Origin of the sequence: Nocardia sp. NPDC050175, from assembly GCF_044459885.1 — a bacterium.
Taxonomy (GTDB): domain Bacteria; phylum Actinomycetota; class Actinomycetes; order Mycobacteriales; family Mycobacteriaceae; genus Nocardia.
The window spans coordinates 324,962-348,811 of record NZ_JBITJI010000003.1; the positions used below are offsets into that span (position 1 = coordinate 324,962).

At 63.9% G+C, this 23,850-nt stretch carries 21 protein-coding genes; 9 read left to right on the forward strand and 12 right to left on the reverse strand.

The window, feature by feature from the left end; translation table 11 throughout:
• Window positions 1–121: 121 nt before the first annotated feature.
• From ACIBK2_RS12440 to ACIBK2_RS12460, 5 genes are all read right to left on the reverse strand, one after another.
• Complete coding sequence (locus ACIBK2_RS12440; protein ID WP_396966477.1) at window positions 122–661, reverse strand: magnesium chelatase domain-containing protein; 540 nt, start codon at window positions 659–661, stop codon at window positions 122–124.
• A complete protein-coding gene (gene dprA, locus ACIBK2_RS12445) occupies window positions 658–1,623 on the reverse strand; it encodes a DNA-processing protein DprA (RefSeq protein ID WP_396966479.1) in 966 nt (321 codons plus the stop codon). Before dprA ends, ACIBK2_RS12440 begins: the two co-directional genes overlap by 4 nt.
• Window positions 1,620–1,796 (reverse strand): hypothetical protein, encoded by a 177-nt coding sequence (locus tag ACIBK2_RS12450; protein ID WP_396966481.1) that lies wholly within the window; start codon window positions 1,794–1,796, stop codon window positions 1,620–1,622. The genes dprA and ACIBK2_RS12450 overlap by 4 nt, the downstream gene beginning before the upstream one ends.
• Before the next feature lie 372 nt (window positions 1,797–2,168).
• Complete coding sequence (locus ACIBK2_RS12455) at window positions 2,169–2,477, reverse strand: hypothetical protein (protein ID WP_396966483.1); 309 nt, start codon at window positions 2,475–2,477, stop codon at window positions 2,169–2,171.
• A complete protein-coding gene (locus ACIBK2_RS12460; protein WP_396966485.1) occupies window positions 2,474–3,577 on the reverse strand; it encodes a DUF4192 domain-containing protein in 1,104 nt (367 codons plus the stop codon). The genes ACIBK2_RS12455 and ACIBK2_RS12460 overlap by 4 nt, the downstream gene beginning before the upstream one ends.
• A gap of 759 nt (window positions 3,578–4,336) precedes the next feature.
• Here ACIBK2_RS12460 and ACIBK2_RS12465 point away from each other — a divergent pair.
• Complete coding sequence (locus ACIBK2_RS12465; protein WP_396966487.1) at window positions 4,337–8,038, forward strand: P-loop NTPase fold protein; 3,702 nt, start codon at window positions 4,337–4,339, stop codon at window positions 8,036–8,038.
• Window positions 8,039–8,390: 352 nt separating this feature from the next.
• On the opposite strand, the gene ACIBK2_RS12470 is transcribed toward ACIBK2_RS12465, so the two are convergent.
• Window positions 8,391–9,035: a response regulator transcription factor gene (locus tag ACIBK2_RS12470; RefSeq protein WP_396966489.1), complete on the reverse strand. Its 645-nt coding sequence runs from the start codon at window positions 9,033–9,035 to the stop codon at window positions 8,391–8,393.
• Between the two features lie 517 nt (window positions 9,036–9,552).
• Here ACIBK2_RS12470 and ACIBK2_RS12475 point away from each other — a divergent pair.
• The 3 genes from ACIBK2_RS12475 to ACIBK2_RS12485 all read left to right on the forward strand — a co-directional run bounded on the left by ACIBK2_RS12475 (window position 9,553) and on the right by ACIBK2_RS12485 (window position 11,858).
• A complete protein-coding gene (locus ACIBK2_RS12475; RefSeq protein ID WP_396966491.1) occupies window positions 9,553–9,777 on the forward strand; it encodes a hypothetical protein in 225 nt (74 codons plus the stop codon).
• Between the two features lie 333 nt (window positions 9,778–10,110).
• The gene (locus ACIBK2_RS12480) at window positions 10,111–10,377 is read left to right on the forward strand and encodes a DNA-binding protein (protein WP_396966493.1); all 267 of its coding nucleotides are present in this window, start codon (window positions 10,111–10,113) and stop codon (window positions 10,375–10,377) included.
• 152 nt (window positions 10,378–10,529) lie between these two features.
• Window positions 10,530–11,858 (forward strand): tyrosine-type recombinase/integrase, encoded by a 1,329-nt coding sequence (locus tag ACIBK2_RS12485; RefSeq protein WP_396966495.1) that lies wholly within the window; start codon window positions 10,530–10,532, stop codon window positions 11,856–11,858.
• A gap of 53 nt (window positions 11,859–11,911) precedes the next feature.
• On the opposite strand, the gene msrB is transcribed toward ACIBK2_RS12485, so the two are convergent.
• The 4 genes from msrB to ACIBK2_RS12505 form a co-directional block, all read right to left on the reverse strand.
• On the reverse strand, window positions 11,912–12,355 hold the full coding sequence (gene msrB, locus ACIBK2_RS12490) for a peptide-methionine (R)-S-oxide reductase MsrB (protein WP_396966497.1): 444 nt from the start codon (window positions 12,353–12,355) through the stop codon (window positions 11,912–11,914).
• Window positions 12,355–13,653: a glycosyltransferase family 87 protein gene (locus tag ACIBK2_RS12495; RefSeq protein ID WP_396966499.1), complete on the reverse strand. Its 1,299-nt coding sequence runs from the start codon at window positions 13,651–13,653 to the stop codon at window positions 12,355–12,357. Before ACIBK2_RS12495 ends, msrB begins: the two co-directional genes overlap by 1 nt.
• 84 nt (window positions 13,654–13,737) lie before the next feature.
• A complete protein-coding gene (locus ACIBK2_RS12500; protein WP_396966501.1) occupies window positions 13,738–15,294 on the reverse strand; it encodes an alpha/beta hydrolase in 1,557 nt (518 codons plus the stop codon).
• Between the two features lie 32 nt (window positions 15,295–15,326).
• Window positions 15,327–16,088, reverse strand: a complete 762-nt coding sequence (locus tag ACIBK2_RS12505; RefSeq protein WP_396966503.1) for a pyrimidine reductase family protein — start codon at window positions 16,086–16,088, stop codon at window positions 15,327–15,329.
• Window positions 16,089–16,123: 35 nt separating this feature from the next.
• Here ACIBK2_RS12505 and zapE point away from each other — a divergent pair, with 35 nt between their 5' ends.
• The 3 genes from zapE (at window position 16,124) to ACIBK2_RS12520 (ending at window position 18,802) form a co-directional block, all read left to right on the forward strand.
• A complete protein-coding gene (gene zapE / locus ACIBK2_RS12510; protein WP_396966505.1) occupies window positions 16,124–17,140 on the forward strand; it encodes a cell division protein ZapE in 1,017 nt (338 codons plus the stop codon).
• Between the two features lie 76 nt (window positions 17,141–17,216).
• Window positions 17,217–18,005: a tyrosine-protein phosphatase gene (locus ACIBK2_RS12515; RefSeq protein ID WP_396966507.1), complete on the forward strand. Its 789-nt coding sequence runs from the start codon at window positions 17,217–17,219 to the stop codon at window positions 18,003–18,005.
• 44 nt (window positions 18,006–18,049) lie between these two features.
• The gene (locus ACIBK2_RS12520; protein WP_396966509.1) at window positions 18,050–18,802 is read left to right on the forward strand and encodes an alpha/beta fold hydrolase; all 753 of its coding nucleotides are present in this window, start codon (window positions 18,050–18,052) and stop codon (window positions 18,800–18,802) included.
• Window positions 18,803–18,819: 17 nt separating this feature from the next.
• On the opposite strand, the gene ACIBK2_RS12525 is transcribed toward ACIBK2_RS12520, so the two are convergent.
• Window positions 18,820–19,359 carry a GNAT family N-acetyltransferase gene (locus ACIBK2_RS12525; protein WP_396966511.1) on the reverse strand — a complete coding sequence of 180 codons (540 nt, stop codon included), beginning with the start codon at window positions 19,357–19,359 and terminating at the stop codon, window positions 18,820–18,822.
• Complete coding sequence (locus ACIBK2_RS12530) at window positions 19,356–20,570, reverse strand: MFS transporter (protein ID WP_396966513.1); 1,215 nt, start codon at window positions 20,568–20,570, stop codon at window positions 19,356–19,358. The genes ACIBK2_RS12525 and ACIBK2_RS12530 overlap by 4 nt, the downstream gene beginning before the upstream one ends.
• Before the next feature lie 289 nt (window positions 20,571–20,859).
• Between ACIBK2_RS12530 and ACIBK2_RS12535 the strand changes: the two genes are divergently transcribed.
• Window positions 20,860–22,092 (forward strand): cytochrome P450, encoded by a 1,233-nt coding sequence (locus tag ACIBK2_RS12535; protein ID WP_396966515.1) that lies wholly within the window; start codon window positions 20,860–20,862, stop codon window positions 22,090–22,092.
• A 58-nt stretch (window positions 22,093–22,150) separates the two neighbouring features.
• On the forward strand, window positions 22,151–23,845 hold the full coding sequence (locus ACIBK2_RS12540; RefSeq protein ID WP_396966517.1) for a flavin-containing monooxygenase: 1,695 nt from the start codon (window positions 22,151–22,153) through the stop codon (window positions 23,843–23,845).
• The last annotated feature ends 5 nt before the right edge of the window (window positions 23,846–23,850 follow it).

A 23,850-nucleotide genomic window follows, 5' to 3' on the forward strand; every position in this document is an offset into this window, starting at 1 on the left:
AAGAGGGCTTGTTCGATTGGTGGGCAACGGAATTCCGGATGACCGGCCTGTCGATCAGGAGGGCGTCATTTCGAGCCCTGAGGCTTGTTCACGGCAACCGGCGGAAAGCCAGGCTGTGGCTTTACATGTCCCAGTGATGGGTACCTGCACACGGCAGTGCGCGTGTGCCGCGCAGCCAGGCCAGTACTGCGTTCAATGTCCGTGCGCCGAGGACGGTGATTCCGGTCGAGGCGCCGAACTCCGAGAGCTGAGCTCGTGGCACGACCGCATGCGTGAGTCCCAGCGGTGCGGCGGCATCGAAGGCAGCCCAGATTCCTTCGACAGAGCGCAGTGAGCCGTCGAGTCCGAGCTCGGCGACAAACATGATCTTGGCCAGCGGGATCGAACGAAATTCCCCTGACAGCGCCTGGACCGACACCGCCACTGCTAGATCAGCGATCCCCGCAGGCTGTGGCACTTCTGCGCTCGATAAGCGCACCCTGGTCTCTGGCCAGAGCTGACCGCTGTTGACCAGCGCGGCCCGTACGCGATCCCGGCACTCCGGCGCCAAATCCGTGTGGCCGATGCCGACAGGTGAGGCGCCATCGAGTGAAGCCGTAACCGGGAACGGCATCGCGACGTGATCTGCCAGCGTGACCGACCACGCCACCGCCCGGGTCACCGGACGCTCCGATCAACAGCCAAAGCCCCGGCATCCCCGGGTGGGGGAGTCGCGGTCGATGGCGAGGCGGCCACTGCGGCCAGGACGTCCTCGGCACACGTCGCTAAACGGGCACGGCCGTCAACGATCATCTGATGACAACCCGCCGAGGCCGCCGAAGTCACCGGGCCCGGCACCGCTAATGCCGGACGATGCAACCGATTGGCCCACCTGACGGTATTGGTGGTCCCGCTGCGCACCCCGGCTTCGACCGCGATCACCGCAGCCGAGAGCCCGGCGGTCAGCCGATTCCGCGCCAGAAACTGGTCCTTACAGGGCACCGCCCCGGGCGGGTATTCGCTCAGGATCAACCCTGACTCGGCGATCTGGGTAAGGAGCCGATCATGGGCGGCGGGATAGGCACGGTCGACCCCGCATGCGAGGACCGCGATGGTCGCTGTATCAGCGGCGAGAGCACCACGATGAGCGACGGCGTCGATACCGAAGGCGGCGCCGGAGACGATGGTCCAGCCGCGCGCCGCGAAGTCGCTGACGATGTCGCAGGTGACACGGTTTCCGTACTCGGTGCTTGCTCGAGCCCCGATGATCGCGATCGCACGGTCGGTCGCAATGCGCAATGACAGGGGTCCGCGAGCCCACAATGCCACCGGCACAGCGAATTCCGGGTCATCAGAGTCAGCGTCGAACGCGCGTAGAAGGTCGGTCGGCCACTCGTCATCGTCCGGAGTGATCAGACGGCCACCGAGACGATCCAGGCGCTCCAGATCCCGTGCCGCGGCGTCAAAGCTGCTGCCACGTTCGAGAACCCGACGGTCGAGGGCGATCGGCACATCACCGGCCACCAACGCGGCGGCGGCCTGCTCTACACCCAACTGTGTGATCAGGCTCTGCAACGGCTGGCATGGACCCGATGCTGCCCGCGACAACAGCGCCCAAGCCCGGCGACGTGCATCGGCGCTCATCGCCGCGCCTTGTCGCGCAACGAGAACCAGCCACGGTAGCGCTGCCTGGCACCGAAGTAGAGACCGATCCTGCGCCTGCCTCGGCGACGACTGGGTGAGGTGCGGTGGGTGATCGTGTGTGTCAGGCCGATTCGGCCTGTCGCCGAAAGGTGAACGAACAAAAGGTGATTCATGGCGTAGCTCCTTTGTGAAGTAGCCCGGCAGTGGGCGTGGCCGATAGGCAACGAAGCTGACGGCTTTTTGCGAGTGGAAGGACGTCGAACGCCTCTAGGTGGTGCGTGTACCGGACGCTGTATGTCCACTGCAGCGGCGATAGAGGAAAAGCGTTGATGTAGAAGCGAATTGGGCAATGTCCATCTGGGCATAGAGCAGGGTGGACGAAGCAGCTGCTGTGTGGGCCGGTGGGGCGGTGGGCGCGCTGCACCGACACCGGCGGCGCAGTAGCGGGGTCAAGCGAAGCTTGGCCCCGCGGCCGCCGGTGTAGAGTGCGCCCGCCCACCGCCCCAACCGGCCCACCAGCGAGAGACCAACATCAACCTCGCGAATTACATTGGAGTCGAACCAGTTCCGGGACCTCTGCCGGGCTTCTGAGGTGCTCGTTCGGTATAGGTGGGCAGGGAGGCGATGTCGAGGCCTGCTTGCCAGTTGCGCCACGCGCCATCGATCGAAGGGCGTGAGCTGTTGGAGGCGACCAAGACCGCGTAGGTACGGCCGAAATCGATGGCCTCACCGGAGCCGATGCCGGCGGCGTCGCAATAGCCTCGTGCGTAGCCGATCGCTTCGAAGCACATCAAGTGGGCCTGACGGTTTGTGATCGCCTGCAACCACTGTGCGTCGGTCGGTATCTGGTTCATGACGAGGCCTCGGGCAATTCGATCTCGATACCGAGTCCTTGCATGAGCTCGGCGCCAGATCGACCGATTCGACGCATGGTCAGTGGGTCCATGCCTATTTCCAGTGATGCCTCTAGCAAGAGCGCGAAGTGATGATAGGGCGCGGTATCCAGCGCTGTCTGCAGGGCGATCCCGGCGAGGGGGCCTTCGCCGCGAACGTAGGCGCTGTAGGCCAGCAGAGTCGCAGCCTCGGCGCGTTGGGGACTGGGCAGGGTACGGGTCAGATGTGACCACAACGCCTCGGCCGGACGCGCGTAGTTGCTCAGGGCAGTAGCAAACAATCCATCTCGGACACGGCGATCAGCCAGTATGGCGGCGAGTTCGGCGGTTCGATAAATCGTTGGTAGGCAACCGGAGTCGAGTGCGGCGATCACCTTGAGCGCCCGCTTGAGCGCCCATCGGGTGCCGCCATCGGGGTCTCCGTCAAGTAGTTTCGCTGCATAACGGCGCCGGACGGTGGCCCTGGCCGACGGTAACGACCGGCCGACCTGTTCGGCCTGCTCTTGATCTGGTTCGACCAAGGCGGCGAGCTCGGCGCGAGAAGCGTAGACCGGTTTGTCCGCGGCTTTCAGGGCCACTGTGACTGCCGAGATTGCCGGGTCCGGAATCGAACCCCGGTTAGGGGGCCCGAGCACACTCCACCACAGCTGCTCGGACTCGATCGCCGCGGTCGCCCAGGCGCCCTCCAGACCGATCCCAGCATCCGCAAGATGCTGGACGAGGGCAGCGATCAGCGCGTCATTTGCTTGGCGGACGGCCTTGAACCAGGGAGAGGGAGGGGCGGTGACGCGGTCATCGACAATGACGGCCAGGACCTCGGTGGAGTCGGAAGAACTGCAGATCCTGATGACGGCGTCGGCAATGATCTCAGCAAGATCGCCGGTGAATTCAGGGGGCAGTTCGAGGTCGAATCGCAGCACCGCAGACACGAGTGCTGCACCAACCTGGGGTTCACACGCCGAATCTGTCAGCACCACCATAAGCAGGGATCGCTCAGGAACAAAGCCGAGCATGGCCGGAACTGCGGCGACGAGATCACCGGGATCATCAATATAGGACACGGGAACTCCTTTGCTGGAGAACAGGATTGGAGCGAACAAACCGAATCCATCGGTTCGTCGCCGCTCGCAGACGGCGAGCGATCAACCCACCCCAGACCTCGCTACGAGTCGTTGGGTGGTGGGCGCACTCCAGCTACGCCGGTGGCCGCCCACGGGCGTCAAGGCGCATGCTCTTCGCGCCTTGACCCCGTCGCCACCGGCGTAGAGTGCGCCCGCCCGCCACCCAACGACTCGGACATAGACGCTGCGGAGATTGATGCCGTGCGAGCGGATCGAATTCTTTGCAGCACTGGGGAGCGTGATCTGTCGCAGACAGTGCGGCGCGTCGACCCAGGCGTAACCTACGTAATTAAAGGTGTCAGGATTCAGCAAGAACTGCCGCTTTGAGGCTCTGTATTAGGTGTAACCTCGATATCTATCCATTAATATAGAGAGAGCACTTCGGCTTGAAAGTAGTTGTCAGTCCGCAGCCAAGATGTGTAGCTGTGCTAAGTACAAACCAAACGTTGGTTTACCCCCCTGGAGGACTTGTCGGTGGGTAATTCGTTATAAATGAATGCGATACTTGGATCTGGCCCCATGGTCACATTTGATCGGGGTACCTTTTGTGAGGACTAGTGCCGGACGGAGCGGAGTAGGCGAGTTTTCCCGCCCTGGGCGTCGGAGGTACGTGAGCAAAGTTGTCGGTGATGTGTGGTAGCCCAGAGGTTCTTGGCGGGGGGTGCCGTAGCGGGAGGCTGAACGTTGTCCAGGATTGATGTGGAGAGGCTGCTCCGTCGGGGCGATCTCATCGAGGACCGTGAGGTTGTCGATATCGGGAGTGATCGCCTGTCCCATGCGCAGATCGCCAGACAGTTGGGTGAACTTGTTGGGACTATTCCTGCGCCGTCAAACGTTGCGCTCTACGGGCCGTGGGGTTCAGGTAAAAGCGGTATTGGAAACCTACTGCGTGAGGTGGTTGACGGGCGCAGCGGTACTAGATTCGCCCGCTTTGATGCGTTTAAGTATGCCGAGACGCCATTACGACGGAACTTTATTTCGGCCGTTGCGACGGAACTTCAAATATATGACAACGAGTTTCATGACGGGCTTTATTCTGGCCATACTCGAACGGATATCAAGGTCCCCGCAAGTAAGATAATTCAGATCTTAATGATTTTCGCTATATTGATGCTAGGTTTGTCGAGCGTGATCGTCGGTGTAGTCGCGTTGGTCGCCTTGCTTCAGAGTGGCCCCTATGGAACCAACTTCTCGAATCTGGCCAAATCGACAGTGACGGCGGGGCTTGTCCCGGCTGCATTATTGTCTGCGCTCATCACTTTCGCGAACAAAACGATGCAGGTGGACCGGAACTTTGGTATGCCGGACAGCGACGAACAATTCGAGAAGATCTTTAAAAAATTGGTCGGTAAATCGGGAGCCAAGCGACTTGTTATCTTCGTGGACGAATTGGATAGATGCGGGGCTGAAGAGGTAGTCGCTACTCTTGACGCTATACGCACATTTCTGGGTGTCGAGAAATGCGTATTTGTTATCGCAGCAGACCAGCAGGTTCTGGAGGAGAGCCTCACGCGCGAGGCGAAGCAAGAGACTCCTGCAGACGATATAAACCCGTATTACAGTACTGGGAGCGCATATTTAGATAAGGTGTTTCAGTATCAAGTCAGCCTGCCGCCGCTAATGTCTCAACGAATCACGCGGTTTGCTGCAGACTTGGTAAAGGGGCGAGATGGGCTGTGGTCGGAGCTGAAGAGTGATTACGTAGTCTCTGTTCTCGTGCCAACTCACGTAACCAGCCCACGCAGAGTTAAGCACCTCTTGAATACTTTCGCGCTGACCTATCGGATGGCGGAAGACCGGCATCGCCACGGTTTACTGGCGGAGGACCCTCACGAGAATGCGGCAGCGGTAGCCAAACTCGTGTGCTTACGGGTTGAGTTCCCGTTGTTCGCGCGAGACCTGGAAATCGATGCGCGCTTACCCGAGATGGTTCTGTCGGTTGTGGCGGATCCAGAGGTTGCATTCGACGGATCATGGCCCGCACAAGCCGTCGAACGTGCTACGGCATACGGGGCCGAGAATGCCCCGCCGGCCAGCATGATACGCGACGTTGAAGCGGGCGACGCAGACGGATCGCTGGATCGGACGGTTAAGCAGAGTAATAGGCAACTTCTCGACTATATTCGACGAACCAAGCCGGTCCGCGGCCCGTCACGAGATCTAGTGTTTATGCACAGCAGCGGCGCAGCATTCGGGCTTGATGGTCAAACTGCTCTCGCAATCGAAGCGGCCGCTGAGAATGCAGACATAGATACGGTTGCGGACCAGTTGAAGGGTGCAGATCAGCGTACGCGCGAGGGAGTTGTTGATCTACTCAACCATCTGATACGTACCGGCCTTGGCGTCGGGGGGCCGAACGCGGCTCGAACTCTTTTGCGGCTCTACGACATCGACGACACGTTACCGGTGTCGAGAATTGCGGATTCAGCAAGCGAGATGATTGCTGTGCACATCGGGGGTGACGCCGAGATTCTCGACCAGGACACGATCGAGGCGGCCTGGAACCTAGCTGGCAACGGATCCGAGGCTGGTTCGCTAGAACTGCGCTCTGCGATTCTCGCCCAGGCCGATCAGAGCGATGTGGATTTCGATGCTTCCTTCGTCTTACGTAACCCCGCTCCCGCCCTGGGTTTTAACGACGATCTTTTTGCACGATTGATTGCTCGCGAGATAGTCCGAGAGGGTGGAGAAGAATCGGTAGTACTTTTGCGTGAGCTCGCTGACGACACTGCCCTTCATCTCGTACACGCGGCGGCGTCTGCCATCAGCGACCGGATCCGTTCGGTACTGGATGCGCGAGAGGAATTCTTTGAAGCGCAGGACGCTGCTGCAGCTCCTAACGTCCCGGCAGGAAACGTAACTGGTGCGCAAGAAGCCTCTCCGATGGAGGAGCCATTTGATCCTCTGGAGGTCATTGACGGTCTCGTCGCATTCGCCCGCGACCGCGCGATCGCCAGCGCCGAAATCGCACACTCGGTGATGCTACTGCTCCTGCGTGTTGATAGGCAGGTGGGTAGGAACGCGGTGGAAGAGCTGGTTTGCGATGTAGCGCCTTCCAGAGATGTAGAGCTTGTCGACGCTCTGCTGACGACCGCTCAGAGGCGAGCGGTGGCTGGCTGGTCGAAATGGTTCGCTGGCATCGCGCAGGGAGGGATTGCTGCCAGCCAAGCGGCAAATGTTGGCCAACTCGGGAGGCTATTGTGGGTCGGTGTAAGAGATAACGAGGATTTGGCCGCTGTAGAGAGCGCTGTTGCAGTCTTCCTATCTGTGTCGGGCCAGTTACCGCCTGATCTTCGTCCGAACCTGACGGCCTATGTGGCCGACTATGTCGAAGAGCCTGTCACGGATGACGTGACAGCCGAGGCGCGTAGCCGCATGTACCGGAATATGGAGCCTTTTTTCGCGGCCGATTTTATGAACGCGGAAATTATCAGCCGCCAGGCGTTGTCAACAATTGCTGCAACCTTTGAAACAAGCATCGCTAGCCCGGTCTCTAGCGATAGCCCTCTCATCCATTACTTGCTACATGATGTGGTTGAAATCGTCAGACTTGGAACATTGGGTAACGATGACGCACCAGAGCAATTGAAAGAAGCGTTGAGCGGGATCAAAGTATGCGACTGGCTGCTGGAGCCACTCAACACAGAGCTCCTTCTGCTATTGATGGCCACATCAGGCCTGTCAGCAGAGGACCTCGAAAACGTGCCGAGTGTCGTCGAAATTTCAGCATTAGTAGAAGATTATGGCCTTACAGCCGAACGAGCAGTTCTGCTCTGGATATCTGAAGCGAAGCCTGACCGAGCAGCAGCGACAACTCTCTTTGCAGCACTTCGCGACAAGAGAGCGGTCACCGACGCCCTCGCTGTGGCTGTCGGAGCGATACGCAGTGAATGGAGTAAAGACGACCGACTTGCCTTCCTTCGGGCCCACGTTGAGGGGCAAGACTCGGGGGTTCCGACAGAAGCGGAAGCGCACTTCCTCGGCCTCGGTGACGCCGACGACCGCGATGTTGGGAACATCTTGATTGAGCGCAGTGCCCAGTGCAGCAATAACGGTCAGCGGAGGGCCGTTGTTGGGCTGTGGGCGCAGGCGGGAGTGATCGAGTCGGCCACTCAGAAGCGCTTGATCGAAGCGATCGTCCTTCCGTTCCTGAAGCCTTCCACTGGCGAGCCACAGGTCGGGATGACGGAGATTGCGCTCGCTGCTCTTGATCAGGTCGAGGGGCCCATACCGCGTGGTGTGAAGGGCGCCCTCGGTGAAGCCGTCAAGGCCGCAGTAGCCGGCAACGATGCGTTGGAAAAGAAGGCCGTGAATGTCCTCGGGAGACTTGGTTACCAGATCGAGAAGTCTGGTTTCTTCGGCCGCAAGAAGTCGGTGAGGTACACCGATGAGTCGACTTGAGCCGACTGTGATCCTGTCAGGGGTTCGCCGGTCCAGAGCCGGCCATGTTGGGCAAATTTCTGGTCGGGGGTAAGCGCCTGGTCGGCTTGTCGGTCGCCTGAGGATCACCGGTGTATCTGCGCGACAGCCCACAGATCAAGTACATCATCGTGTACGCCCGGTCCCGCGCGTTCCGCAGCTACATCGACGCCGCGGTCACCCAAGCGCCAGCTCGACCTCATGGGCGTGAAGTTGATCTCGGCTCGCGAGGACTTCGGCAAAGGTATCTACGCGGACATGATGGCCGCCATCACCGATATCTGGAACGACACCCGCGTTGTGCATTGCTCTCCTGAACTGACGCCGAACGACCCTAGACCTCGTCGAGCTCAACGAGACCGTCTTGAAACGCGCGTGCGACTAGAGCGGCCTTCGTGTTTGCGGGGCGGCCGACGGCTGCGTACTTGCTGCGGATCCGAGTCACATGCGTGTTGACGGTCCCTATGGACAGGTATAACTGTCTTCCCACTTGAGTTTTCGAATCCGAGTGCACCCATGCCACCAGTACCTCGCGCTCGCGAGCAGATAGGCCAGCATCTCTCCAGCCATACGGCGTAGGAGGTGCCGGAACGATCGTGCCGCTGGTGTCGGTCGATCGATCGGCAGGTTTTCGTGTCGGCTGTTCGGCCGACTTTTCCGGCAAACTGGCCGGGTCTACTGTCGAGTTCACTCTCGCGGAACCTTGCTGCTCAGCGACAGCACGCCGCCACAAATCTAGCGCTGTAGCAACAGCTTCTTCCGCGCCAAACCAGTGAGCGATCACGGTCGTGATCTGCTCACTTGGCATGTTCGGGCCGGTCAGGGCCTTGTAGACCGCTTGGTGCGAATAGCCGACTTGCTGTCCGAGTTTGACTGTCGGTGGATTGCCCGCCTCCCGGACCATGGCCTGCATAGCGTCGAAGAAATCACGTCTTGCCCCAGGCGGTAGCGCTGGTTTCTTCAGCGGTTTCTTTGGCATATGGACCCTCCGCCTCGGAGTGGGCGATCTCCGCGAGACTATATCAACATAATTTAAACTAGCCGATCAGGGGGTGGGTATGCCTTGAACTGCGCGTATCTGCCCGGCTGGAATCCATATCATCTACACAATTGACACCGGAACTACCGCTGTGGCGGCCGCTGCCACCTCTTCGTCCGGTCCGCTTTACCGAGGGCTGGGATGTTCGGGCTGGTCAGGGGCCTAAGTCCAGGCCCGAGGACCCAAGCGGGGGCGCTGGCCACGAAGCCGGGGACTTCGTACGTCAACAAGATCGCCGACGTAAACCTGTCTCAACGACCTATTTCACCATAATTTAAACAAACCCGATGAGGTGGCATCCGGGCATTGAGCTGCGGGTATCTAGCTGGCATGATGAGCGACCGTGTCATTCACATGAATGACACGGTCGACGCGGGATCGCTTGCCCCGGCAGGCTCCTCAACCCTCAGGTCACACGACCCACGCGCCGAGCCGCCAGCGAACCGGAAGGCGCAGCATGACAACCACCCCTGATCCGAGCTCGGTGCCCATTGTCCCCCCTGACGGGCGATCTGAGGAAGAGCAGCGCCGAAGCCTTCTGCCGGATCTGTTCGTCCTGGTGCTGATCACCGCGGCGGCAGTCGCGCTCGTCGTCGTCGGCAACGCCAGTGCCGCAGTGGTTACGGCAGTCGGTGGCCTGATCGTTGTCGTGTACGAGGTCTGGCGAAAAGGCCGACGCTGAGTCGGATTCCGGCCAGTCACTTAGGGCTGAACCGTACCGCGTCGAGGACCCCACTTTTGTCAGTTACTTCATCCGCAACTTCGATCAACTGCGGTCCGCGCTTACGTCGCTCGCGGATTACCTGAAGCGCGTTGACGGATACGGGCAAGTAAGCGGGCTCGGCGGAGGTGCTGAAATTCGATTCGACATCCCCCATATGGAGTGTTCTGGACCTTCTTGTGTAGTCAGTGGTTCTGCTGGAATCCTTGAACTACGTACTGCCGCGCAATATTTCGGCTGATCATAGAGCAGCGCTAGTTTCGTGACATTCAGCGAAGTCTGGCGGGAGAGGGCGTGCCGATGGATGTCGATGTGGAAGGCGTTGGCGCGAACTCACCGAGGAAACTTGGGGTCGAAGAAGAGATGGCTGCCCGAACGGATGTGTGCGAGTTGGCAACTCCTGCGGAGGCGGCCGGATTTCTTCGGACGACCGTAGCCAAGCTTGCCAACGACCGCTACATGGGTGTCGGCCCCGGCTATGTGAAGTACGGCCGCAGTGTGCTGTATCCGTGGAAATGCTTGCGAGCGTTCGTGGATGAGCATACGGTCCGCGGTCTGTAGACGGGCGTAGCGCGTCTGCTGGCAATTGTGTAGCTACGTCTGGCGTCTTCCGCTCATTCGACTGATTCCATACGCTCTCCGCCGCACGGCAAAAGCCGAGTGACAGTCCCGTCGCGACTGAGCGAACGGGCGGATGGAAGAGGGTGACGCGTATGCCTCGAAGAGCGTTGAAGCCGGGCGAACCGGGAGATCCGAGTGAGCCGGAGTGGAACGAAGATCGGCAGGTTTTTGAAACCCATTGCCGGATTGGTGAACCCAAGCCGTTCAAGCCGAGCCTGGTGCGGGCGTCGGGCAAGACCAAGCGCCAAGCTAAGGACGCCCTCAAGGTCCGTTGCGGCGAGTGGAAACCGAAAGTTACCTGGGCCGGTAGTTACGACGAGAAGTGCACGGTCGCCGAGGCGGCTCGCGCGTGGCTCGGGTCGTACGAGAAGCACCCAGGGAAGCGTCCGCAGAACGGCAAGTCGTACCGCAACGAGATCGAGCGATCGACGAGTGCTCGGGCCAAGAAGGACAAGTTCGTGATCGTCGGTTCGACGCTGGGGCGGATGAAAGCCGTGGACGTCAAGCCCTACCACATCCGGCTCCACCTCGAGCAATTGAACTGGAGCACAACGAAACAAGAGGTCCACAAGGCGCTGCTGCGCATGACGTTTCAGATGCTGGTGGAGGACGGGCTGCTGGATTTCAACCCGGTTGCCACGGTGAAAATCCATGGGCGGGCGGGGCATCGGCGGAAGGCAGGTCGGGCCGGCGCGGTCAACCCGTACTTCCCCGACGAGCCACAGCCGTTGACACCCGAGGAGATGTGCCGGTACTGGGAGCTCGAGGAGGCGCGATTCGCAGATCCTGCCCGTCGAACACCGAAACAGTACCGGGACTACACGATGCTGGCGTACGCGCTGGCAGCACGCCCGAGTGAAGCGGTGGCGGTGCGGTGGGACGATGTCGACTTCACGGACGCGACGGTGACGATCGCTGGAACGATCGTCGATTGCTCGCTGCGGGTCTGGCAGGTCCACAAGATCATCGAGCACTACGAGCTCGCTGAACACGAGATCGTTGTACGCGGCGACTGGCGCGAGCTCGACGATGAGGACGTGGTGACAGTGGCCTTTCGCCAACCGTTCACCAAGACGCGTGGCTCCATGCGGACGATCAAGGTCGACGCGGAATGTCTCGCCATGCTGCGCAAGCGGAAGATGGCAGCGACGCCAGGGCAGGCGCTGGTCTTTCCGAGCCGGGTCGGCAAGATCCTGCGCACGAACAAGATGTCGACGGTGTGGCACCGGATCGTCAAGGACACCGAACTGTCCTGGTCGACGCTCAAGACCCTGCGCAGCACCCGCGCCACCCGGGTCGCGGAGGTCCACGGGATCCCGGCGGCACGGCTGATCCTGGGCCACGAGGAGAACTCCGCTATCACCACGCAGGCGTATGTGAACCTGCAACGACCGGTGGTCGACTTTGCGGACGCCCGGTGAAAACGTTCGCAAAACGTTCACCCGGCGTCTGCGAGCGACTGAGCCCCGGCGTTCTAGCTGGTAGAACCCTCCGCAGGCTGCAACCGCAACGAGATGGAGTTGATGCAGTAGCGCTTGTCGGTGGGCGTGTTGTATCCCTCGCCCTCGAAGACGTGGCCGAGGTGGCTGTGGCAATTCGCGCACAGTACCTCGACCCGGTGCATGCCGAGGGTGTCGTCCGTCTTCAGGATTACCGCGTCGGACTTGGTCGGGTCGAAGAAGGACGGCCAGCCGCAGTGTGAGTCGAATTTCTCGGTGCTGCGGAACAATTCGGCGCCGCAGGCCCGGCATTCGTAGACGCCGTCGGTCTTGGTGTCGGTGTATTCGCCGACGAAGGGACGTTCGGTGGCGGCCTCGCGCAGCACCGCGTACTCCTCGGGGTTCAGCTTGGAGCGCCATTCCTGGGGCGTCAGCTGGATCCGCGGCGCGGGCAGGGACGTATCGGCTTCGGAACTCATCACTCCACGCTAATAGGTTTCGCCACCGTCGTCGCGGAACCGTTGGCCGACCTGGGCGAATCGGAGGTGGCGGCGGCGGGCACCGGCTTGATCCAGGTGGGGTCGATGCCGAACTGCAGCCTGCCCTCCCGCTTCGCGGCCAGATACCGGTCACCGAGCACGCAGAACACCACGATCAGCAGCAGTCCCCAGCCGAAGGTGATGCGCAGGTACTCGACGTCGCGCCCGATGTGCTGCCAACGATCCGACAACCACTTGTCGTAACTCATGAACCCGAAGACCGCCAACCACGCGGGCCAATTGCGCAGCACCGAATTGCGCAGCACCACCGTCATCAGGAACGGGAACAGCATCATCGAGTAGTACATCTGCCCCAGCGAGGGCAGCAGGAACATCGCGGTGAGCAGCACACCGGAGGCGGTACACACGAAGAACAGCTCGTCCTCGCGGTAGTAGCGCCACAGCAACCACAGCGAAATGGCGACCAGTACACACATGCCGAGCCGCATGAACCAGATCAACCACGGCGCCACCCCGTAGTACTCGCCGTTACCCGCGATCGCGCTGTTGAAGTAGTCGCGGGTCTCGAACAGATAGGGCGCGGTGTGGCTGAAGAACTTCTCCGGGTCCTTCGACAACGGCCAGGCGATCGCGGTCAGCACGATCGGCACACCGAGGGCGGTGATGAATACCTTCCACTGCCCACGGACCAGCGCGATCAAAAGTAGTGGTATCAGCGTCGGTTTCACCGCGAGACTCAACCCGAGCGCGACACCGGCCCACAGGTCTCGCCGCTTGAGCAGCAGATGCAGGAACAGCAGCTCGGCCAGCAGTATGCAGCCGTTGACGTTGGTGAAGACCAGCGTGTTGGTGACGGTCTCCGACATGAACATCGCGAACAGCAACACCGGCGCGACAACGGAATTCACCGTGAATCGGAACAGCCGGAGCAGCAGATACCAGGCGAGAATGATCGCGGCCGCGTTCAGCAGGATGAACAGCCAGCGCGCCTTCTCGTAGTCGTGCACCCAGGCCACCGGCGCGATGAGCAGCGTGCCACTCGGGTAGTACAGGTAATGCGGGTCGACCGAATCGAGGTTGGCCGTGTACACCGGTCGCCGGTTGAGAAAATCTAGCGACGCCTGGTAGACCGGCCGGAAGTCGTCGGTGATGAAACCGTTGACAGCCTTGATGAAAACCCGGTTCAGCACGGTCATGACCGCGAAGGGCCAGAGTGCGAACTTGATCACCTCGGCGGTGGTGCGAGCACTGCGGGGCTCGAGCTGTCGAAGTAACACTGGGGCACGGTACACCGGATCGGCTTCCGAAGGTTCTCCGGACCTCTTCGACGCGCCGCTAGAAGCGCTATTCGGGCCGCCGGGTCAGGCCGGGCAGGCGGTCCCGTCGGCGGGCAGTTTCGCGTCCTTCACATAGTCGACCACGGTGCGCTGCGCGCAAGTCGAGTGCGTGGACACCGGGTGACCCCAGCCCTGCCAGGTGACACCCGCTTGCCGCGCGCCCGCCGCACCGAGCGCACCGGCGACCGAGGCCTGTCCCGCGTTGCCGACCACCGGATCGGCGATACCGCCGAGCACCAGCACCGGAATGTTGAGCTTGTCCGGCATCGGGGGCGGGGCGGACACCGGCCAGGCCGCGCATTCCATCAGCCCGATCGCCATGTTCTTGCCGAACACCGGGTACTTGGTGCCCCAGGTGCCCATCAGTTCCTTGGCCTTGGTCGGCGTGGGCGGCTGCTGAGTGTCGGTGCAGCGGTTGACGAATTGGCCGTCGCCGCCGATCGCCGCGGACTCGCGCTGGATCAGAGTGGCGAGCGTCCCGCGGTCGCCGCGCCCCGCCGCCGACAGCGCGTCGGCGAGTTCGCGGACCCGATTGGCCTGGTCGGCGCGCGGGCTGCCGAGGAAACCGATGACCGCGGTGAGTAGCGCGTTGGCCGAGATGTCGCCGAGCCCACCGGAACCGGCCCGGTTCACCAGCTCGGTGATTGCCGCGCGCGGGTCCGCGCCGAGCGAACAGCTGATCCCGGTGCAGCGCTGGGCGAATGCGGTCAACGCCGCCTCCGCGCCCTCCAATTGCTGCTCGGCCCGGGTGATGGCGTCCGCGCCGACGGCCTCGGGGGAGTCGACGACGAGCCGGGCCAGATGATCGCCGTACTTGCGGGCGTAGCTGAGCGCGACCTTCGCGCCGTTGCCCGAGCCGAGCAGCGCGACGTGGTCGACCTGCCACTGCTTGCGCAGCTGTTCGATGTCGTCGGCGGCGTGCTGTGCGTCGAAGGCGCCCTCGTAGGGTTGCAGGAAATCGCGGCAGGCGATGGTGCCGTCCTGGCTGAACGTGGTCATCGCCTCGACGGGATCGTTTGCGCCAGGGCCGAATTGGGCGTTGTCGGCGAGGCCCTTGCGGACTTCGGGCGGCAGGCAGTCGATCGGCTGTGAGCTGCCGATGCCGCGCCGGTCCACCGCGACGATCGGGCGCGCGGCCAGCAGCGCGCTCGCCGGTCCGGCGGCCAGTCCGGCGAGGGTGGCGGTGGAGGAGCGGTCCGCGCCGGAGGTGAGGATCAGCGGGGCGGCGTCGGCCGGGGTCTGGGGCAGCCGGGCTCGGATCGCCGCGGCGCGGAAGTTGCCGAGCACGCCGCCGCTCGCGTCGATCGGGGTCGTGTATTCCGCGCATTCGAGCACCAGGCCCGCGGGGGCGGGACCGAGGCCGAGCAGATCCAGCGTCGGGGTGGTGCAGTCTTTCCACGCCAGGTCGGTCTTCGGCAGCTCGGCGCTCGGCGGCGGAACCGGGATGACCGCGGGCGTGGCGACGCCACCGACCCGTTGGCGCTCGACGGCGACGCCGGGACGGTCGGAGGGTCCCGCCCCGCATCCGGCGATCATTGTCGAGAGTGTCGCGGCCAGCACGACGGCCCGAGTCCAGCGCATGCGCTACAGCCTGCCAGGTTCGGGCAGTTGTTTCATGCACGGGCCCATCGGGTCAGCATCGTGCCGTCGTTGTCGAGCAAGATATGCGCGCGGGACATGGGGTGGTGGAACTCGTGCGCGGACAGCGAAATTCGCCGGGCCGTGCCGCCGACCAGCACGGGTGCGGTGGTCAGGCAGAGCTCGTCGACCGCGTCGGCGGCCAGCAGCTCACCGAATAGGTGCGGGCCGCCCTCACACAGCACCCGGTGTAATCGGCGCTCGGCCAGCACGCGCAGCAGGGCCTTCGGGGTCACCGCGAGGTCGCCCGCCTCGATCACTTCCGCGCCCGCGTCGGTCAGTTGCTGCTTGCGGTCGGCGGGGGCGGTGGTCGTGGTGATGATCAAGGGCGGGACGGTCGTATCGGTGAGCAACCGGGCACCGAGGTCGATCGCCGCGCTCGCGGTGACCACCGCGATCGGCGGGGCCGCGCCGTCCGGATGACCGCCCATGCCGCGCTCGTGCAGCGCGCGACGGCGTTGCGGATCGGTCCTGGCGCCACCGTAATTCTCCGAGCGGACCGTGCCCGCGCCGACGAGCACCACATCGGCCAGTTCCCGCAGCATCAGGAACACCGCTTTGTCCGCCGGCGTGCCGAGGCCCTCGGATTGACCGTCGCTGGTCGCGGCGCCGTCGATGCTGGACACGAAATTCGCGCGGACCCAGGGTTCGCGAAGGTCGGCCGGGTACGCGTACAACTGCGCGAGCTCGTCCGGTCTCAGGTCTGTGAGCTGGATCGCATTGTGGATACGCTGCATAGAGGTAGATCTCACCACGTCATTAGGCTTCCGTCATGCAAGAACGCCTCGTCGACCGCCACCCTGAGGTTCCGGCCGACCAGCTCGTCGCCCAGATGGTGCCCCCGCCGATGTTCGACGACGTCAGCTTCGCCTCCTACATTCCGGACCCCAAGGAGCCGAGCCAGGCGGCGGCGGTGCGCAAGGCCGAGGAGTTCGCCGGCGAGGTCGCCAAGATCCATCAGGCGGTGAACAAGAAGAGCCTGTTCGGCAAGAAGAAGCAGGTGTCCGGGGCGGGGCTGTATCTGGACGGCGGGTTCGGCGTCGGCAAGACCCACCTGCTCGCCTCGATCTTCCACAGCGCGCCAGCGCCGAAGTCGTTCGGCACCTTCGGCGAGCTCACCAATCTCGTTGGCGCCCTTGGGTTCAGCAACGCGGTGGAGCGGCTGTCGGCGAACAGTGTGCTGTGCATCGACGAGTTCGAGCTCGACGATCCCGGCGACACCATGCTGGTCTCGCGGCTGCTGACCGAGCTGTCCGCGAAGGGCGTTTCGATCGCCGCGACGTCCAACACGCTGCCGGGTCAGCTGGGCGAAGGTCGTTTCGCCGCACAGGATTTCCTGCGGGAGATCAAGAAGCTCGGCTCGATCTTCGAGCCCGTTCGGGTCGACGGCCCGGACTACCGGCACCGCGATCTGCCGCCCGCACCGGAGCCGACCTCGTCGGCGCTGCTGACCGAACGGGCCGCTGCCACACCGGGTTCCACGCTCGACGACTTCGACGAGTTGCTGAAGCACCTGAGCACGCTGCACCCGTCGAAGTTCGGTGCGCTGATCGCGGGAGTGTCGGCGGTGTTCATCGCGAACGTGCATCCGGTCACCGATCAGGCCGTGGCGTTGCGCATCGTCGTGCTGGCCGACCGGCTCTACGACGCGAGCATCCCGGTCACGGTTTCGGGTGCCAAGCTGGATCAGATCTTCTCGCAGGAGATGCTCGACGGCGGGTACCGCAAGAAGTACCTGCGCGCGATTTCGCGGTTGCTCGCGCTGTCCCGGTTCGAGGTCACCGCGTAAACCCCCCTGGTTTGAACTGCTGATGTTTCATTTGGTTTGCTGGGGTCTCGGGGGAACCGATGATTGGAGCACTCGCATGACCCGCTCGCTTCGCACCCCGATCGCGCTGGCCGCCGGACTGGCCGTCGCCTTCGGGCCGGTGACCGGTGCCGCGCTCGCCGAGCCGCCCGCCGCCTCGGCCGCCGCGTTCGACCGTTCGCTGAACCTGCAGGGCGTGCAGAATGCTCGCGACATCGGCGGATACCGGACCGCCACCGGCAAGACCGTGCGCACCGGCCTCGTCTACCGCACCGGTCAGTTGAACAACGCGACCCCGGCCGACCTCGCCGAACTGTCCGGTCGCCAGGTCCGCGTCGTCGACGATCTGCGCACGGTCTACGAGCGCACGCTCGGCCCGGACAAGGTGCCCGCCGGCGCGACCGCGAACTGGGACGACGTGATCGGCCAGGCCCCGCCCGCGGTGCTGGCCAGCACCCTCACCGGCGGCGACAGCCTCTACCGCGCGTTCATCACCGCCCCCGGCGCCAACCAGGCCTTCGCCTCGGTGCTGCGCGACATCATCAACACCGACGGCTCGGTGCTGTTCCACTGCACTGCGGGCAAGGACCGCACCGGCTGGACCGCCGCCGTCCTGCTCACCGTCCTCGGCGTCGACCGCGACACCGTCAACCAGGACTACCTGCTGTCCAACCAGTACCGCAACGCCGCCCCGAACGACACGATCAACGGCGTCCAACAGCCGTGGCTCGACGCCGCTTTCGACCAGGCGAACCAGACCTACGGCAGCTTCGACAACTACGTCCGCGACGGACTGAAGCTGACCGACGGTGACATCGCGGCGCTGAAGGCCAAGCTGCTCGGCTGATTCAGTCAGGGCGGTGGCGGCTCGACCGCCGCTACGATCCGGTCATGACGAAGTTCAAGACGTGGGACGGCCTGGAGCTCAACTATCGGGTGTGGGAGGGCGAGGGCGTTCCCGTCGTGTTGCAGCACGGGGTGGTCGCGGATACCAATGCGAATTGGATGAGCGCGGGTGTGGTCGGCGCGCTGCAGGCGGCCGGGCGCACGGTGGTGTCGCTCGATGCGCGCGGGCACGGGCGCTCGGCGAAGCCGCACGATTCGGCGCAGTACTCGTGGGAGTTCATGGCCAAGGACGTGAGTGCCTTGTATGACGAGCTCGGGTTCGATCGTGTTGTGCAGGTGGGTTATTCGATGGGCGCGATCATCTCGCTGCTGGTTGCCGCCGCCGATGAGCGGGTCGAGCGGTTGGTCATCGGCGGGATCGGTTCGGGGGTGCTCGATTGCGGTGGTGTCGACCGGCGGGTTGTCGAGTTGACCGATCTGCAGACCGCGATGGGGGACGACAACGAGGGCGCGCCGTCCGCCGCGATGATGTTCCGGATTCTCGCGGACGCGGTGCATGCCGATCGGCAGGCGATTCAGGCGGTCGCGATCGGACTCGATTCTCGGCCGATCGACGGTCTGGCCGATGTCACCGTGCCGACGCTGGTGCTCGCGGGCGACAGCGATCCGTTCGCCGCCGAGCCGGAACGCCTTGCCGACGCGCTGCCCAACGGCAAGCTCACCGTGGTGCCGGGCGACCATCTGATGGCCGTGATCGCGCCGGAGTTCCACAGTGCGCTGGTGGATTTCGTGAAATGAACCCAGCGTGGAGTGAGTTAGAAGGCTAACCGCATCACGAAGTCATCGTGGCGTTGATTGCCGACGGTGTTGGTCTTGGTGCCGACCGAGCTGAATCCGTGCTTCTCGTAGAACCGCCGAGCCCGCGCATTCTCCTGGCTGACACCGAGCCACACCCCGGCAAACTCGCCCTCCCGTGCCCGCTCCAAACACGCGTGCATCAGCGCGGTCGACACCCCGCTGCCGTGATGGCCCGGCATCACATACATCTTGTTGATCTCCACGACGGGTCGCAGGTGCACCATCTCGGCCACCGCCGGATCCGCAGGCTCGCCCGCGATCAGCATCGCGTAGCCGACGATCTCATCGCCCGCGACGGCCTTGAGCACGATCCTGGCCGGATCACTCAGATACTCGCCGAACCGTTCCCCGGACAGCGCCTCGGTGATGAAGATGTCGATATCGTCGGCGGTCGCCTCGGGCGGACAGGCGAGGGGAAAGGTCGCGGCCGCAACGTCACTGAGTTCTTCGGCGTCCCACAGGCCGGCCCGGTCGACGGTGACTGGGATGTTGCTCATAGGTCCAGTAGAGCATGATCGCCGGGAGAGGTGGGATGTTTGTCTGCTTCAGGCCGCGCGTGGAACACCCGCGCCAACCCGATCAGCGCCGCCGCGAACACCAGCGGAATCACGAATCCGATCCGATGCCCGAAGCCCGCCGCGACCGCGCCGACCACCCCGCCACCCACCAAAGTGCCTGCGTAATTGAACAGATTCAGTCGGGCGATGAGCGCGTCCAGACCACGACCGCTGGTCAACTGCCCGGCCTCGCTGAAACAGAGCGGCGCGATCACCGGCATGCCGACGCCCGCGATCAGGAAGCCGACGATCGCGACGATCGGCCCGGGCGCGGCGATCACGGTCGCCAATCCGACCACACCGATGGCCGCCGCCGTGCGCACCACGCGCCGCGGTCCGAACCGGCGCACGAACAGATCGCCGGTGAGCCGCGCGACAAGTGACGTGCCTTGGTAAGCGGCCAGCCCCAAGGCCGCCGTCGCCGAACTGGCGAGCAGGTCATCGGTCAGGAACAGCGCCGACCAGTTACCGACGGCCAAATCGATGGCAAACACCAACGCCATCGCGATACCGAACATCCAATACGCGCGGAACGTGACCGGCGCGGGTTCCGCGACCTCCTCGGCCGGACCGGCTTCGGCCTCCTGGGGTCCCAGCAGCCGCGGTCCGAGCACCAACCCGATAACGAGCACGATGCCCGCCGCCCCGAGCAGCGACTCGCGCAGCGTCACCTCCAGGGCCTCGCACCCCGACACGAACAGCGCGCCGGTGATCGACCCCGCACTCCACGCCGCATAGAACGAGGACAGCACGAACTTCCCGTACCCGTGCTGAATGAACACCGCCTGCATATTGGTGCTCGCGTCGACGATGCCGACCGCGATCCCGTAGCAGCTCAGCCCGATCAGCAGCACCGCCGTGTTCGGCGCGAACGCGACCGCGGTACCGGTGATCGCGATGAGCAACAACCCGATCCGCACCGTCACCCGGCTGGACCAGCGCAGCGCCAACTGTTCCGCCGCCACGCTGCCACCGCCGGCGAGCAGCGACACCAGCACCACCGAGCCGACGATCAACCCGTCGGACAGCCCGAACTTGTCCTTCTGCTGCGGCAACTGGGTCAGCACCACGGCGAAGAAGAACCCCTGCAACCCGAACGCGAACGAGTTCGCGATCCGGGCGCCCCGCAGGATGGGCGCGATCGAACTCATCTGCGCAGGGTAGCGGGGTAACGGGGGTCGCGCGCGGCGAATCGAACCGCCCGTTCGCCGCGGATCGGGCCCCCTCTTGATGCGACGCACGCCTCTTGATTTCCGGCACCCGGAATCGCATGCGAATCCTGGTGCCGGGAATCAGAAAGCGTGCGGCCTTCTGTATGCGGCGGCGATCGGCAACCGCGATCGGCCGGACGATAGCGGCATCGGCACTCGCCACGAATGGTGGCGCGTGTCACGATCGAACGGCCGCAACGACACTCGCGAAACGTGGAGGCCAGCGTAGATGAGACAGCTGCCAGCGGACTTCTTTCGTACGCCGTATGCCTTCTACCGGCAGCTGCGCGCGGAGGGCCCCGTGCACCAGATCAGCCTGCGCAACGGCGTGCGCGCCTGGCTGGTCGTCGACTACGACGCGGCCAGAGAGGTGCTGCGGCATCCCGATATCCGCAAGGACCCGCACTCCGCGACCGGCGCGCAGGCCAGGCAGACCGCCGCGGGCAGCAGCGGTGTCACCGCGGCCAATCAGCGATTGAGCTATCACCTGCTCAACGCCGATCCGCCGCGCCACTCGCGGCTGCGCAAACTGGTCACCCCCGCGTTCGCGCCCGCCAGGATGGACGCGCTCGCGTCCCGGGTGGAGTCCATCGCCGACGAACTCCTCGACCGGATCGACCTCGCCGCGGGCCCGGTGGATCTGCTGGAGGAGTACGCCTTTCCGCTCCCCATCACAGTGATCTGTGAACTGCTCGGCGTGCCCGTCGAGGATCGCGAGGCGTTCCGCGAGTGGTCCGCCGCCGTGGTCGACACCTCGATGTCGACTCCCGAGGGCATGCGCAAGGCGACCGACGCCATCGTCGACTACTTCGACGGCCTGGTCGCCATGCGCCGCGAACACGGCCTCGGCGACGACCTGATCTCGCACCTGCTCACCGTCACCGACGACGGCGATCGGCTCAGCCACGACGAACTGATCTCGATGGCGTTCCTGATCCTGGTCGCCGGGCACGAGACGACGGTCAACCTGATCGGTAACACCGTGCTCACCCTGCTGACCGATCCGCCGCGCTACCGCGCACTGCGCGACGATCCGGACGCCGTCGCGCCGCTGATCGAGGAGGTGCTGCGGCACAACGGACCGGTGAACATCGCGACGCTGCGCTACACCACCGCCCCGATCGCCCTCGGCGGCACCGAAATCCCCGCGGGTGAACTGGTCATGGTGGCGCTCGGCTCCGCCAACCGTGACGAACGTCATTTCGCCGATCCGGCGGCCTTCGATCCGGACCGGCCGAGTAATCACATGGCCTTCGGCTACGGCATCCACTACTGCCTCGGCGCGGGCCTGGCCCGCATGGAAGCTCGTATCGCGCTGACCCGCCTGGTCGCGCGCTGCCCCGAGCTGCGCCTGGCCGTCGGCGACGAGGAACTGCGCTGGCGTGAGAGCATTCTGATCCGCGGCGTGCAGGATTTGCCGGTCGATCTGGCGGGTGCCCCGGTGGATTCGGCACTACTGTGAATCGCCGATCAGGGCAACCGACTTTGCTGTGCGCCGTAAGCGACGTAATCTCCTGCGCATGACGAGCGGAAACCGCATCGCGATCGTTGGTGCGGGTATCGCAGGTCTTGCCTGCGCGAAAGTGCTGATCCAGAAGGGTTTTCCGGTCGAGATCTTCGACCGTGCGCCCGATGTCGGTGGCGTGTGGAGTGCGACCCGCAGGTACCCGGGGCTGCGAACCCAGAATTCCAAGAACACCTATCACTTCTCCGACTTCCCGATGCCGTCGGATTACCCGAAGGTGCTCGACGGCGAACAGATGCAGGCGTATCTGGCCGCCTACGCCGACCACTTCGGTCTGCGCCCGCACCTTCGGCTCAGCACCGAGGTCGTCGCCGCGGATCCGGTGGACAGTGGCTGGCTGCTGGAGATCCGCGATCAGGCCGGTATACATCGGACCTCCTGCGATCACCTGGTCATCGCCAACGGGGTGTTCAGCGAGCCTGCGATCCCGGACTTCCGCGGTATCGAGCTGTTCCGTGCCGCGGGCGGCCAGATGGGGCACGTCTCGGAATTCCTGGATGTCGAAGCGGTGCGCGGTAAGTCCGTCGTTGTCGTCGGCTACGGCAAGTCGGCCTGCGACATCGCCGAAGCCGTCAGCGATGTCGCCGGTTCGACCACCGTGGTGGCGCGGCGGCTGCTGTGGAAGATGCCGCGCAAGATGGCGCGGGTGCTCGACTACGAGCGGCTGATGCTGACCCGCTTCGGCGAGGCGCACTTCCACCACCTGGAACCCGGTCGGATGGACCGCTACCTGGACGGCCCCGGCGTTTCGTTCCGGGTCGCCAATCTCGACCTGATCCAGGAGCTCGCCACCAAGCACATGAACCTGCGTGAGCTCGGGCTGCTGCCGGAGGGCCGGTTCGAAGAGATCGCCGAGAGCACCGTCAGCCTCGCCACCGAGAACTTCTACGAGCAGGTCGCCAACGGCCGGATCGTCGTGCAGCGCGACACCACCATTACCGAAATGCGTGGTGGCGGCGGCGAAGCGCCCGCGGTGCAGCTGGCGAACGGTCACCAGATCCCGGCCGACATCGTCGTCTGCGCCACCGGATTCCAGCAGCGGGTGCCGTTCCTGACCCCGTATGTGCAGCGCAGGCTCACCGACGAGCACGGCAACTTCCGCCTGCACCGGCAGATCCTGCCGCTCGACGTGCCGAATCTGACCTTCGCCGGCTACAACTCGTCGGTGATCAGCACCCTCAACGCCGAGGTCGGTGCGCACTGGACCGCCGCACTGCTGACCAATCAGCTCGACCTGCCGCCTCGCGACGCGCTCAGCGAACAGATCGATGCCCGGCTGCGCTGGATGGAGGAACGTACCCGCGGCCATCACGCGCACGGCACCGCGATCACGCCCTTCTCTATCCGCAACGTCGACGAGATGCTGGCCGACCTGAAGTTCCGGTTGCCGCTGCGAACCCGTGCGGCGCAATGGTTCCGCACGGTCCGGCCCGAGTCCTACCGCGGGCTGACCACCAGGCACGAGTCCGCGCCGCCGGCCTACCCGGTCGAGCACGCCGAGGTGGCCGCGCCCGGCCCGAGCCTCGGTGCGCCACGGACACCGGACCTCGGGGTGCCCAAGTCACATGACTTGAGCACCGGTCTGCCCGGGGAAAACGACCTGAGCGCCGGGTCGCATGATGTGCCGAGGACACACGGCCTGAGCACGGGCGTGCCCACCGACCTGCTGCACGGTTCGCAAGGCAAGTAAGCGGA